A 12791-nucleotide genomic window follows, 5' to 3' on the forward strand; every position below is an offset into this window, starting at 1 on the left:
ATTGGCGCGGGCACATGAGGCAGGTCGGAGGGCTTGGCGCTATTGCGCAAACACATAGTCCTCGGGCACGTCGGCAAAACGCACGACACGCCCGCCGTGGGACTGGGCGAAGGCCAGCGCGCGCGTTTGATCCGAGAACGGAATGGCGTCTTCGGCGCCCATGCCGCCGATGAAGCTGGAGTTGATAACGTAGAAGGCTTGCCGAGCGTCGACCCACGCTTTCAGATCCGCCGCGCCATCGGGGCCGGCGGCTGCCATGTCGTTGACGTAGATGGCGGCCAGGCCTTTGGGTTCTTCGGGCAGCAGCGTGTAGGCGAAGACCTGCTTGATGGACGAGAACCACACCGGCGCGGCGCGGCCCTTCACGAATATCTGGCCCTTCGGCCCTGCATGGTCCAGCAGCATCATGCCGCAGTAGTGGCCGACGGCGTCGGCGGAGACGGCCTGCGGCGCGGGTGGCGGCGCGGCGGGTTCGTCGCCGCCGCAGGCCGAGACCGCCAGCACGATGGCCGAGAAGGCCGCCATTGCGGCCCAACGTTTCAGCGTCATAGCTGTTTCCTCCGGAAGCAGAAGGCGGCCAGCAGAAACGGCACCGCGATCCACAGCAATTGCGCCGCCACCAGCAGCGGCACGGGCATGTGGGCCTGATCGCTGACGCCGGCCATGCCCGCATACATGGAAATGTTCTCGAACCCGGTCAGGTTCAGCAGGCGGTAGACGTCGGACGGATTGGCCAGCAGCAGGGCATTGAGCATGCCCGGCGTGACGTGGCGACCCTGGTCCGCCGCCAGCACGCCCAGGAGGCCCATGTCGTAGATGACGACAAAGAACAGCCAGACGCCCAGCGCGATGCCCGCCGCCGTGGCGCGTTCCCGCACCAGCGTGCTGATGAGGTAGCCCATTGCCAGAAAGCTGGCGCCCAGCAGGACGCTGGCCCCGATCAGCATGGCGAAGGGCCGCCACGCGCCGGCGTCCATGCCCCCGTAGACCCATTGCAAAGCCAGCCCTGACGACCCATATCCCGCACCGGTCGCAATGGCCAGGATGGCCAGGTGCCCGATGAACTTGCCCATGATGACCTGCCAACGCGACACCGGATAACTGAGCAGCAGCGCCATGGTGCCGCGGTCGACCTCGCCGACGATGGCGTCATACGCCAGCAGCATTGCGATGAGCGGCACCAGGAAGATGGAGAGGCTGGACAGGCTGACCACCGTGACGGTCAGCGGATCGACCTTGACCGCACCGGTGGGGGCGCTGCCCAAGAGGCCGAGCGCGAGCGCCAGAGCGGCCAACAGGAGCGATGTGGCAAGGACCCAGCGATTGCGCAGGCCGTCGCGGATTTCCTTGCCGATGATTGTGCTTACGGCGTTCATGCGTCTTCCCGTTCAAGCAAATGGGCGTAGATGTCGTCCAGCCCCGGGACCTGGATGTCCAGGTCGCTGATGGGCGCCCCGATGGCGCCGATGCTACGGATGGCCTCGACCTTGTCCGATTCGTGGCACAGGCGTTCGTAGCGGTTGGCGTCGACCTGGCGCCAGGCCGAGGAGGGCGGGGCGGATGCGTTGTCCGGCCCGAGCGTGACGCTGATGCGGATGGGCAGCCCGGTGTCGCGGCGCAGCGCCGACATGCCGCCGTCGGCGATCTTCACGCCCGCTTTCATGACGACGATGCGGTCGGCGTGGCCGGCCAGCTCCGACAAGGCGTGCGTGCTGAGGAGAATGGTGGCGCCGCTTGCGCGCAGTTCGTGCACGATCTCGTAGAACTTGAGACGCGACGCCGGATCAAGGCCGGTGGTGGGCTCGTCGAACAGCAGGATGCGGGGCGCGCCCAGCAGTGCCTGCGCCAGCGCCAGCCGCTGGCGCATGCCTTTTGAATACCCGCCCACGCGGCGGTGCGCCGCGCCGGAGATTCCCACTTTCTCGAGCAGTTCGTCGTTGCGCGACACGGGTTGGCGCTTCAGGCGCGCGTAAAAGGCCAGGGTCTCCGCGCCCGTCATCGCGGGATGCAGCGCCACGGTTTCCGGCAGGTAGCCGATCCGGTCACGCAGGCGCGCGGCGGCCGGACTGTGCGCGTCCTGGCCGAAGAGCGTGACGCGCCCGTGCGTGGGTCGGATGAGTCCGAGGATCAGCTTGATGAGGGTGCTTTTGCCCGCGCCGTTGTGCCCGGCCAGCGCCACGCATTCGCCTTCGCGCAGGTCCAGGTCCAGGACGCTGATCGCCCTGTGGCCGCCATAGTGTTTGCTGACGCCCGCAAGCGTCACCAGTGGGTTGCTCATTGATTGTCCTCGGCGCGCTTCGCGCCGTTTATTGCGACGGGGTTGGCGGCGCTTTTTGCATCAGGCGATGCACCGGGCTTCGCGTTGGCCATCGCACCGCCATAATCGATCCGTTCCCGCACAGGTTTCATCAGCGGCCTACTGTCGATCACGCCGCCTGGCAGGATCGCGGGGAACTGCGATTGCGCCCAGCGCACCACCGAGATGGCGGGGCTATTGAGCAGAATCCGCGCGGCGGGCGCGCGCCACAGCAACTGGTCCACCACGTCATTCGGGCGGTAGGCCGTGTCGGCGATGCCGTCGCCGTCCAGGTCGAAGGCCGTGTTGTCGCTCCAGTAGTTGCCGCGGCCGTTGTCCGACCATTCCATCACCCGCGTGCCCACATACTTGACCTGGTTGCGGTTGTTGATGAAGGCATTGCCTGAGATCCGGTTGCCCTCGGAGCCGGCGGTGAAGTGGATGCCGATGTCGCAGTTGGAGAAATGGTTGTCCGCAAAGCGGTTTTTGTTGGCGTTGTAGATGAACACGCACTTGCCCGCGCCATCGACGGTGTTGCCGGAGATGTCGGAGTTGTTGGCGTAGTTCATCATCAGCCCCTGCTCCACGTTGTTCACCGCCACGTTGCCGGTAACGACCAGGCGGTGCGAGTACATGATGGCGTAGCCGATGTCGTTGCCGGTGGACACGTTGTCGCTGATCTCGCTGTCGTTCGTGTACATGTAGTGCACGCCATAGCGCAGGTCATGGAAACGGTTGCCGGTGAACCGGTTCTGCTTGCTGGTGTTCACGAAAACGCCGTCGCGGCCGGCGGAGATGTCGTTGTCCACCACCGCGCTGCCCGGCGTGTTCCATAGCGACACGCCGTTGCCGCGCTCGGCCACGCGCAGTTCCTGGTTGCCGACGATGCGGTTGCCGCGCACCATCGCGTCCTGCGGGCCCCATACATAAACGCCGAACAGGTTATCCAGGATGTCGTTGTGTTCGACCACCGCGCGGTGCGCGGTGCGGTCCAGAAAGATGCCCGCGTCCATGGCGGGCAGGTCCAGCCCGGAGCGCGTGACGGTCAGGTTGCGCAGCGACACGTCCGCGGCCTTGACCCACAGCGTGCGTCCTTCGCGGGTGCCGGCGATGATGGCGGAGCGGTCCTGCGGTCCTTCGATGACGAGGGGTTTGTCGATGACGATGGCGCCGGGGTAGGTGCCGGGCGCCAGCCGCAGCGTGTCGCCGGGCTGCGCCGCGGCCACGGCCTGCGCCAGGTCGGCGCCTGCGGCGACCTCCAGGGTGGCGGCCGCGGCCGCCCCGTGCAGGGCCGGGCCGAAGCCGGCCAGCACGAAGCCGGCCGCGGCCCACGCCGCGTTTCGCAAGGTTGCGATGGCAGCCATGGATCGTTACGCAGACTTCTTGGGGTGCACGATCATCTGGCCGGACATTTCCATGTGCAGCGCGTGGCAGAACCACTGGCAGTAGTACCAGTAGATGCCGGGGCGATCCGCCTTGAACGTGATGGACGACGTGGCCTGGGGTCCGATTTCCATGGCGATGCCGTGGCCTTCGAGCGTGAAGCCGTGCGTCAGGTCTTCGATCACTTCCATGTTGGTCACGAACACGGTGACCTCGTCGCCCTGGTTCACCTCGAACTGCTTCAAGCTGAACATCGGCGCGACGGCCATCATGTACACGCGGACCTTGTTGCCGTCGCGCACGACCTTGGCCGCGTCTTCCAGCGACACGCCGTCCTTCTTGGCGATCTGGCGGGCGTCTTCCCACATGGGGTCGTCGCGCTTCCAGACGCTGATCGGGTTGATCTTGGAACGGTGCACCAGGCACATGTCGTGCGGCTCGGCAAAGCTGGGGCCGTCATGCACGAGCTTCATCTCGTCGCCGGAGATGTCGATGAGCTGGTCGTTTTCGGGTTTGAGCGGACCCACGTTCAGGAAGCGGTCTTTCGAGAACTTGTTCAGCGACACCAGCCACTTGCCGTCGGCTTCCTTGGTTTCGCCCATGGTCGAGTGGTTGTGGCCCGGCTGGTAGTGCACGTCCAGCTTCTGTAGGATGGGGTCAACCTTTTCGCCCTTGTACGCGCGCTTGGCCTTGTCGATGTTCCACTTGACCATCTGGCTGTCGATGAACAGCGTGGTGTAGGCGTTGCCGCGGCCGTCGAACGCGGTGTGCAGCGGGCCCAGCCCCAGTTGCGGTTCGGCCACGACGCAGTCGCGCGGCTTGATCTTGTCGGCGAACAGGTCGTCCAGCTTGCGCACGTCGATCACGGTGACCGTGGGCGAGAGCTTGCCGTTCAGCATGAGGTGGATACCGTCGGGCGCGGCATTGCAGCCGTGCGGCGAATTCGGCACCGGGATGTAGCGCGTGTACTTGGACCCGTGGCGGCCGTCGACCACCGGCACGCCGCCCATCGTCTTGAAGTCGCCGTCCTTGACCGCCTTCTCGATGCGCTTGAGGTCGAAGACCACGACCCAGTCCTGCTCGTTGGCGGACATTTCCTCGACCGTGACGCCTTTCTCGGAGTTGTAGCAGGTGGCGAACGAATACTTGCCCTGGTAGTCGGCGTCGCCGTTGTCCAGGTTGCCGTCGACCAGCACTTGCCACGCCACCTTCATGGTGTCGCCATCAATGGCCGAGTACACCGAGAAGAAGTTCTTCTTGGGATCGTCCAGCACCTTGCCGTCGTTGGGCAGCGGGATGATGTGCTCGCCGTTGGCAAACACGTAGCCGGTGCGCGGATAGCGCTGCGGACGCAGGCCGTGCACGCCCGACACGTTGGGCAGTTCAACGATCTTGTCCGTCTTCATCACGTCCAGGCGGATGCGGGCCACGCGGTTGTTGGCCTTGTCGTTGATGAAGAGGTAGCGGCCGTCGTAGGTCTGGTCGGTAAACGACAGGTGGGGGTGGTGGGCGTCGCCGTTGGGGAACACGCCGCCCTTGTCCTTCAGGTACTCGCGGGTTTCAGGCGTGAGGCCTTCGGTCAGCACCTTGCGGCTTTCGTTGGTGCGGCCCCAGCCGGTGGCGCTGCAATGGTTGAACACGGGGATGCGCACGAGTTCGCGCATGGACGGCAGGCCCAGCACGCGGACTTCGCCGGACTGGCCGCTGGAGTTGAACGCATAGTATTCGTCGAGCTCGCCCGGCGCGACATGCCCGAGCACGGCGCCGTTGCCTGATTTGCCCTCTTTGCCGTGCGCGGTGGACATCTGCGCCCCGGCTACGAGGCCGGCCGCGCCGGTGATGGCTGCGGTGCCCAGGAAGCTTCGGCGGGTGAGGCCGGCTTTTTCGGGGGTCTTGTCGGACATGGATAACTCCTAGGTAGGGACGGCGCAGAGCGCCGCGGTACGAAACCGTGTTTCACGATTCCCGGTTGGGGCGATTTGCCGAGTTGGGCGTCGGCATGCGGTGCAGAACGACTTCCTGCACCGACGGCTCAGGGGGCGGAGCCGGGCGCCGCTCACGCTTAGCCTGCTTCTGGATCAGGTGAGGGCACTTCTGTTTGTGGTGGTAAAGCATTTGGCAGTGCAGGCACTGGATGCACTCGTTCGGGTTGATTTCGCCGGAGGGGTCGATCGCCTGAACGGGGCATTCGATGTTGCAGCGCTGACAGGGGTTGCCGCAGTCGCGGTAGCGCTTGAGCCAATTGAAGATGCGCAGGCGGGCGGGGATGGCCAGCGCGGCGCCCAGCGGGCAGAGGTAGCGGCAGAAGAAGCGTTCGATGAAGAGGCCCGCGGCCAGCAGCGCCACGGCGAACAGCACGAAGGGCCAGTGGCGCACGAAGTGCAGGATGATCGCGGTCTTGAAGGGTTCGACTTCGGCCAGTTGTTCGGCGACCGCCAGGTCGTACAGCGAGAAGCCGAAGAGCAGCAGGAAGATCACGTACTTGAACGTGGACAGGCGCTGCGCCACGCCGTGGCGGATCTTGAGCTGGCGCACGCCAAGCCGCCGGGCGATGCGGTTGGTCAGTTCCTGCAGCGCGCCGAACGGGCACAGCCAGCCGCAGAACGCGCCGCGGTTCCAGAACACCATGGAGATGGCGGTGGCGCACCACAGGATGAACACCAGCGGGTCCATCAGGAAGTACTCCCAGCGGAAGTCGGTGCGCAGGGCCGAGAAGAACGTCAGTACATTCACGATGGACAACTGCGCCTGCCCGTACCAGCCGATCCAGAACAGCGCGAAGGCCAGGAACGCGAGGCGCAGGCGGTCGTGCAGCAACGGGCGCGACGTCAGTTGATCCTGGAAGAAGAAGATGCCGACCAGCACCGTCAGGGCGACGGTCAGGATGGCGATCTGGCCGGCCTTGCCTTGCCAGATTTGCTTCCACAACGCGGGCGGGGCGGTTTCGACGTCGGGCGAAACCGCGGGTGCAGTGGCGGGTTGGCCTGCTGCTGCGGGTGCGGTCGGCGGCGCGACGGCGCGGGTGTAGGCCGTGGGCAGGTCATACGGAAGGTCGAATGTGACGAACGCCTTGTCCGACACGCTGAGCACGCGCTGCACCATCAGTTGCAGGCGCCACGGTTTGACCGGGTCGAGCGAGGCATCCTCGGGCACGACAAAAAGGGCGACTTCGCGCAGCGCCGGCGCGCCCTTGGCGTTGACGTCGGCCAGCCGCTGGTGGTTGCGGTCGCGGAACCGGAAGGCGCTTTCGTCCTGGATGACCTCGATGCGGTCGAAGATGCCGCCGCGCACGTAGCCCGAACCCTTGAACGAATAGAGACCATTGCCGGCGACCAGCACGGCCTGCTGGCCGGGCTTGAGGCGTTCTTTCAGGCGCTGCCAGCCGATGTCTCCCAGCAGGCTGCGGCCGATGGACGGAGCGCTGACCAGTGCGGCGTACAGGTCGATGAAGGTGTCGTCGGGACCGCCTTCGCCGTGTTCGGCGGCGTCCTTGCGGCCGGATCGCAGAAACGCCTGGTTGACGTCGTCGGGCGTCAGGCGCAGGTTCTTCACGGCGCCGGCGTCAAGCAGTTCCTGCCAGGTCTGCACGGTGTCTTTGCTTTCGTCGATGACGCGGGTTGCCACTGGCTGCGCGGCCTGGCGCGGCGCGCCCGACTTGTCGATGCCGTGGGCGCGCGCCACCGCGATGGCGGACCGCGTGATCGTGTCGCCGATCACCATCAGTGTGACCGTGGCGCCGCTGACGATATCGACGGGCGGCGGCGCGCCGTGCCGGGGCGGGGAGTCGACGAAGTTCAGGCCGACGTAGCCCTGGATGAAGTGATCGACCTTGGCTTGCGGGATGCCGATCAGCACGATGGGCTCGTGGTGTTCGACCAGCTTTGCGCCCATGATGCGGCCGCTGTCGGAAAGCCCCACCAGCACGTCGATGGGTTTGCTGGAGTAGCCACGGGTGTTGACGACGTCGGTGGTCAGGTAGACAAGGCCCAGTGGCTTGTTGCCTGCAAACACGCGGGCAATTGCGGGCTTGCCTTCGACGGGGCCGGTGCGGTCGGCGCCGGGGAACACGTCTGTGATGGGTGTGCTGGCAAGAAAGTCAGGCAGGCGCTGCGCCTGCGCGGTTTGCGCTAGGAACAGACAGGAAAGCCATAAAACAAAGAACGCGGCCTGAATGTGTTTGGTGAACCGGTGGGGTACTTCGGTACTGCCGCGCATGCTGAACTCTGTTCGTCGTGTTTGCTTACGGGCATCCTACGAACATGCACCCAGGACCGGATTGCGGTTTGTCAATCTGCCAGAGTCGAAGGCCTAATAGCCCTACGAAATGTAGGGGAAGTTCCTGAGTTTTGAGGGGTATCCGCAGGGGGTGTTGATGGATGTCAAGAGAGCGAGGGGAAGGCAGTCCTACACTGATCCGCGGCGGCAACGGCGTCTGCATCTGGCTGGCGTACGTGCATCGACCGCTGTGTCATCGGAGAATTTCATGCTGGCAAAAGCCACCCTCGCCATCCTTCTTTCCGCCTCCAGCCTGCCCGTGCTGGCCGCGCAATGTGAAGCCACCGTCGAAAGCAACGACGCCATGCAGTTCAACGTCAAAGAAATCGTGGTCGACAAGAGCTGCAAGGAATTCACGGTCAACCTCAAGCACGTCGGCAAGATGGCCAAGGTCGCAATGGGCCACAACTGGGTCCTCACCAAGGAAGCCGACAAGCAGGCCGTCGCCACGGACGGCATGGGCGCCGGGCTGGCACAAGACTACGTCAAGGCGGGCGACACCCGCGTCATCGCCCACACCAAGGTCATCGGCGGTGGCGAATCCGACTCCGTCAAGATCGACGTCTCCAAGCTCGCCGCTGGCGAAAACTACGCATTCTTCTGCTCCTTCCCCGGCCACTGGGCCATGATGAAGGGCACGCTCAAAGTCGGCGGCTGATGCCCCGACGGGTCTGTTGAGACAAGCAAGAGCCGGCCGGGGGGCCGGCTTTTTCATGCCCGCAACGTTTGACGCGCTGCGCGTGTAAACCGGGACACACGGCCCGTTTCAGGCGCTTGCAAGCCTTAGTCCATACGGCCCAAAGCCTCTGTCCATCAGGCTTACGGAGGGGATGCGTCACCGGCATGTCATGGATTTTCCATGTACGATTACCGGTCGTGTAACTTCTGGAGCTCCTGATGGAGTGGCTGCTGGACCCCGCTGCGTGGGTCGGCTTGCTTACCCTGGTCGTCCTTGAGATCGTCCTGGGCATTGATAACCTGATTTTCATCGCCATCCTGGCGGACAAGCTGCCGCCCGCGCAGCGCGATCGCGCGCGCATCATGGGCCTGAGCCTCGCGCTGATCATGCGCCTGGGCCTGTTGTCCGTCATGTCATGGCTGGTCACGCTGACTACCCCCCTGTTCAATATCGGTCCGCTATCGCCCTCGGGGCGCGACCTGATCCTGATGGTGGGCGGCCTGTTCCTGTTGTTCAAGGGCACCATGGAACTGCACGAGCGCCTGGAAGGCAGCATGCACACCGGCTCGTCCGGCCCGCGCGTCTATGCCAGCTTCTGGGTGATCGTCACGCAGATCGTGGTGCTGGATGCGGTGTTCTCGCTGGACTCGGTCATTACCGCCGTCGGCATGGTGGATCACCTGGCCATCATGATGATCGCGGTCATCATTGCCATCGGCATCATGCTGATCGCGTCCAAGCCGCTGACGCGCTTCGTCAACGCCCACCCGACGGTGGTGGTGCTGTGCCTGGGCTTCTTGCTGATGATCGGCTTCTCGCTTCTGGCCGAAGCCTTCGGCTTCAAGGTGCCCAAGGGCTATCTGTACGCCGCCATCGGCTTCTCGGTCGCCATCGAAGCGCTCAACCAGGTGGCGCGCCGCAACCTGCTCAAGCTCGACGCCCGGTTTCCCATGCGCGAACGCACCGCCTCGGCCGTGCTGCGCATGCTGGGCAAGCGGCCGCCGGCCAGCGACGAACCCGACCTGCCCAATGCCGGCAGCCCGGCAGTACAGGCCTTCGGAGTCGAAGAACGCAACATGGTCAGCGGCGTGCTGACGCTGGCCGAGCGTTCCATCCGTTCCATCATGACGCCGCGCACGGACGTTTCCTGGATCAATATCGACGACGATCCCGACAACATCCGCCGCCAGCTCACCGAGGCGCCGCACAGCTTCTTCCCGGTGTGCCGCGGCTCGCTGGACGAAGTGCTGGGCATCGGCCGCGCCAAGGATCTGATCGCGGACCTGATCACCGAGGGCCGGGTGCGCCGCAACCGTCTGCGCGATCCCATCATCGTGCACGAGTCGATCGGCATCCTGCGCCTCATGGACACCCTCAAGCGCTCGCGCGGCCAGCTCGTGCTGGTGGCTGACGAGTTCGGCGCCATCGAGGGGCTGGTGACGCCGATCGACGTTTTCGAGGCCATCGCCGGCGAATTCCCCGACGAAGACGAGCTGCCCGACATCGTGGCGGACGGCGACAACACCTGGAAGATCGACGGGGCGGCCGACCTGCACCACGTCGAGCAGGTGCTTGAAACCGAAGGCCTGGTCGACGACGCCCAGGACTTTTCCACGCTTGCGGGCTATCTGCTCTCGCGCTTCGGACACCTGCCCAAGCCGGGCGACGTGTGCGAATACCAGATCCATCACCAGCATTTCCGCTTCGAAGTCCTGGAAATGGATGGCCGCCGCATCGCGCTGGTGCGAGTCGAGAAGCGCCCCGAAGAGCATTTTCCTGACGAAGCAACCCTAGCCAACGACTAACAGAGAGAGACCCCAGCCCGTGACCGAGAACTCGCTCTATCTGATCAAAGCATTCATCCTGGGCATCCTGGAAGGCCTGACGGAATTCATCCCCGTGTCCAGCACGGGCCACCTCATCCTGGTCGGCGACTGGCTCAATTTCGATTCGGGCGACGGCAAGGTGTTCGAGGTGGTCATCCAGCTGGGATCCATCCTTGCCGTGATGTGGGTCTTCCGAGCCCGGCTGCTCAAGCTGATCCGCGGCACGCTGACGGGCGTGCCCAGCGAGGTGGCCTTCACCCGCAACCTGATCCTGGCGTTCCTGCCGGCGGCAGTGATCGGCGCGATCTTCATCAAGACCATCAAATCGGTGTTCTACCACCCGGCGGTGGTCGTGGTGACGCTGGTGCTGGGCGGGCTGATCATGCTGTACGTCGAACGCCGCACGCGCCACACGCCGGGCGATGCGCCGGGCGCCGCCGACGACACCGCCTCGGACGAGCGCGCGTCGGCCCACACGCTGGAACAGATCACCTGGAAGCAGGCGCTGGGCGTGGGCGTGGCGCAGTGCTTTGCGATGATTCCCGGCACCTCGCGGTCGGGCGCCACCATCATCGGCGGCATGATCGCCGGCATCCAGCGCAAGACGGCCACCGAATTCTCGTTCTTCCTGGCCATGCCGACCATGCTGGGCGCGGCGGCCTACGACATGTACAAGAACTTCGGCCTGCTGACCCAGCACGACCTGTCGGGCATCGCCGTGGGCTTCATCGCGGCGTTCCTGAGCGCCATGGTGGTGGTGCGTGCCGTGCTGCGCTTCGTGGCCAACCACACGTACCGCGTGTTCGCCTGGTACCGGATCATCTTCGGCGGCATCGTGGCGGCCTGGATCTTCACGCGCTGACTCCTCCCGCCACACGGCGATCGCAGAAAGAAAAAGGGCCGCTTTCTCAAGCGGCCCTTGTTTTGTCCGGCATGGGACGGGTGGCGTCTACGCTTCCGTTTCCAGGTCGTAGAACTGCAGCCCGTCGCGGTCAATCACCAGCCAGCCGCCGCGCGGCGGCGACACGTGATCGCAGTCCCAGTCGGGCAGCACCCAGCGCTCGCGCTTTTGGCCGTCGACATCGAGCACGTGGCGGTTGGGGCGATGCGTGTGGCCATGCACCAGCACGCGCACGCCCGTCTCACGGAAGATCGATTCGATGGCGTCCGCGTTGACGTCCATGATTTCCATGGACTTCGTCTGGTTGGCCGCCTGGCTCTCGCCCCGTGCCTGCTGCGCCATGGCCAGCCGCTCGGGAATGGTCTTGGCCAGGAATTCGGCCTGCCATTGCGGGTTGCGGACCATCTTGCGGAACTGCTGGTAGGCGGCGTCGTCCGTACAGAACTCGTCGCCGTGCGTCAGCAGGACCTGGCCGAAATCGGTTTCCAGCAGGGCCGGCTCGGGCAGCAGGCTGGCGCCCACGGCTTTTGCCAGTTCCTCGCCGATGAGGAAATCGCGGTTGCCGCGCCCCAGCCAGACCGGGATGCGGGCGGCCGTATTGCGCAGCGCCACCAGCACCGTGGCAAGCCACGGCGGGGCGGCGCGGATCACGTCGTCGCCAATCCAGGCGTCGAAGATGTCGCCGGGCAGCAGCAGGGCTGCCGCCTCTTCCTGTGCCGCCTGCAGAAAGGCCAGGAAGGCCTCCGAGGTGGCCGGCGTGGCCGGCCCCAGGTGCAGGTCGGATGCCAGCCAGACCGGGCCGGGCAGGGAGATCTTATTCAAGAACTTCGGCCTTCTCGATGATGACGTCTTCGTTCGGCACGTTCTGGTGGAAGCCCTTGTTGCCGGTCTTCACGCCCTTGATCTTGTCGACCACGTCCTGGCCTTCGGTGACGGCGCCGAACACGGCGTAGCCCCAGCCGTTCGGCGTGGGCGACGTGAAGTTCAGGAAGTCGTTATTGGACACGTTGATGAAGAACTGGGCGGTGGCCGAGTGCGGATCGCTGGTGCGGGCCATGGCCAGGGTGTACTTGTCGTTCTTCAGGCCGTTGTTGGCCTCGTTTTCGATCGGGGCGTGGGTCTGCTTCTGCTTCATGCCGGGTTCGAAGCCGCCGCCCTGGACCATGAAGCCGTCGATCACGCGATGGAACACGGTGCCGTTGTAGAAGCCTTCCTTGACGTAGGTCAGGAAGTTTTCAACGGACTTGGGCGCCTTGGCGGCGTCCAGGGTGATGACCATGTCGCCTTGGTTCGTTTGAAGCTTGACGCGGGGATTGGTGCTCATGGTTTTGGTGCCTTCGGAGGTGGAGGGAGAAGAAGAGGCTGCGGGGGCGGCGCTGACGAACGCCGGAGCGAATGCAGCCAGTGCGAACGAGCACGCCGTCAGGCGCA

General features: G+C 64.9%; 11 protein-coding genes. 3 read left to right on the forward strand and 8 right to left on the reverse strand.

Going from position 1 to position 12791, the window contains the following annotated elements; translation table 11 throughout:
• Positions 1-39: 39 nt before the first annotated feature.
• From KW836_RS20005 to KW836_RS20030, 6 genes are read right to left on the reverse strand one after another with little or no spacing between them, the layout of a single operon-like run.
• A complete protein-coding gene (locus tag KW836_RS20005; protein WP_218344553.1) occupies positions 40-549 on the reverse strand; it encodes a nitrous oxide reductase accessory protein NosL in 510 nt (169 codons plus the stop codon).
• Complete coding sequence (locus KW836_RS20010) at positions 546-1376, reverse strand: ABC transporter permease (RefSeq protein ID WP_218344554.1); 831 nt, start codon at positions 1374-1376, stop codon at positions 546-548. The genes KW836_RS20005 and KW836_RS20010 overlap by 4 nt, the downstream gene beginning before the upstream one ends.
• Positions 1373-2278 carry an ABC transporter ATP-binding protein gene (locus tag KW836_RS20015; protein ID WP_218344555.1) on the reverse strand — a complete coding sequence of 302 codons (906 nt, stop codon included), beginning with the start codon at positions 2276-2278 and terminating at the stop codon, positions 1373-1375. Before KW836_RS20015 ends, KW836_RS20010 begins: the two co-directional genes overlap by 4 nt.
• The gene (locus KW836_RS20020; RefSeq protein ID WP_255596001.1) at positions 2275-3660 is read right to left on the reverse strand and encodes a nitrous oxide reductase family maturation protein NosD; all 1386 of its coding nucleotides are present in this window, start codon (positions 3658-3660) and stop codon (positions 2275-2277) included. Before KW836_RS20020 ends, KW836_RS20015 begins: the two co-directional genes overlap by 4 nt.
• Positions 3661-3666: 6 nt before the next feature.
• Positions 3667-5583 carry a TAT-dependent nitrous-oxide reductase gene (gene nosZ / locus KW836_RS20025; RefSeq protein WP_175138605.1) on the reverse strand — a complete coding sequence of 639 codons (1917 nt, stop codon included), beginning with the start codon at positions 5581-5583 and terminating at the stop codon, positions 3667-3669.
• Positions 5584-5635: 52 nt separating this feature from the next.
• Positions 5636-7894 (reverse strand): NosR/NirI family protein, encoded by a 2259-nt coding sequence (locus KW836_RS20030; protein ID WP_218344556.1) that lies wholly within the window; start codon positions 7892-7894, stop codon positions 5636-5638.
• Between the two features lie 268 nt (positions 7895-8162).
• Here KW836_RS20030 and azu point away from each other — a divergent pair, with 268 nt between their 5' ends.
• The 3 genes from azu (at position 8163) to KW836_RS20045 (ending at position 11321) form a co-directional block, all read left to right on the forward strand.
• Entirely contained in the window at positions 8163-8612 is a 450-nt protein-coding gene (gene azu, locus KW836_RS20035) for an azurin (protein ID WP_175124244.1), read from the forward strand.
• A 239-nt stretch (positions 8613-8851) separates the two neighbouring features.
• Positions 8852-10438 carry a TerC family protein gene (locus KW836_RS20040; protein WP_175124243.1) on the forward strand — a complete coding sequence of 529 codons (1587 nt, stop codon included), beginning with the start codon at positions 8852-8854 and terminating at the stop codon, positions 10436-10438.
• A gap of 19 nt (positions 10439-10457) precedes the next feature.
• Positions 10458-11321 carry an undecaprenyl-diphosphate phosphatase gene (locus KW836_RS20045; protein WP_175124242.1) on the forward strand — a complete coding sequence of 288 codons (864 nt, stop codon included), beginning with the start codon at positions 10458-10460 and terminating at the stop codon, positions 11319-11321.
• 87 nt (positions 11322-11408) lie between these two features.
• On the opposite strand, the gene KW836_RS20050 is transcribed toward KW836_RS20045, so the two are convergent.
• Both KW836_RS20050 and KW836_RS20055 read right to left on the reverse strand, forming a co-directional pair.
• On the reverse strand, positions 11409-12182 hold the full coding sequence (locus tag KW836_RS20050) for a UDP-2,3-diacylglucosamine diphosphatase (protein ID WP_218344557.1): 774 nt from the start codon (positions 12180-12182) through the stop codon (positions 11409-11411).
• Positions 12175-12684, reverse strand: coding sequence for a peptidylprolyl isomerase (locus KW836_RS20055; RefSeq protein WP_175124240.1), 510 nt, complete (start codon positions 12682-12684; stop codon positions 12175-12177). Before KW836_RS20055 ends, KW836_RS20050 begins: the two co-directional genes overlap by 8 nt.
• Positions 12685-12791 lie beyond the last annotated feature (107 nt).

This window comes from Achromobacter sp. ACM05 (assembly GCF_019218915.1).
GTDB classification, from domain to species: domain Bacteria; phylum Pseudomonadota; class Gammaproteobacteria; order Burkholderiales; family Burkholderiaceae_B; genus Achromobacter; species Achromobacter animicus.

What these genes read in the sequence shown, in the direction of transcription:
- KW836_RS20005 (WP_218344553.1), bottom strand. Translation starts at nt 549, where the DNA reads ATGACGCTGAAACGTTGGGCCGCAATGGCGGCCTTCTCGGCCATCGTG.
- KW836_RS20010 (WP_218344554.1), bottom strand. Translation starts at nt 1,376, where the DNA reads ATGAACGCCGTAAGCACAATCATCGGCAAGGAAATCCGCGACGGCCTG.
- KW836_RS20015 (WP_218344555.1), bottom strand. Translation starts at nt 2,278, where the DNA reads ATGAGCAACCCACTGGTGACGCTTGCGGGCGTCAGCAAACACTATGGC.
- KW836_RS20020 (WP_255596001.1), bottom strand. Translation starts at nt 3,660, where the DNA reads ATGGCTGCCATCGCAACCTTGCGAAACGCGGCGTGGGCCGCGGCCGGC.
- nosZ (WP_175138605.1), bottom strand. Translation starts at nt 5,583, where the DNA reads ATGTCCGACAAGACCCCCGAAAAAGCCGGCCTCACCCGCCGAAGCTTC.
- KW836_RS20030 (WP_218344556.1), bottom strand. Translation starts at nt 7,894, where the DNA reads ATGCGCGGCAGTACCGAAGTACCCCACCGGTTCACCAAACACATTCAG.
- azu (WP_175124244.1), top strand. Translation starts at nt 8,163, where the DNA reads ATGCTGGCAAAAGCCACCCTCGCCATCCTTCTTTCCGCCTCCAGCCTG.
- KW836_RS20040 (WP_175124243.1), top strand. Translation starts at nt 8,852, where the DNA reads ATGGAGTGGCTGCTGGACCCCGCTGCGTGGGTCGGCTTGCTTACCCTG.
- KW836_RS20055 (WP_175124240.1), bottom strand. Translation starts at nt 12,684, where the DNA reads ATGAGCACCAATCCCCGCGTCAAGCTTCAAACGAACCAAGGCGACATG.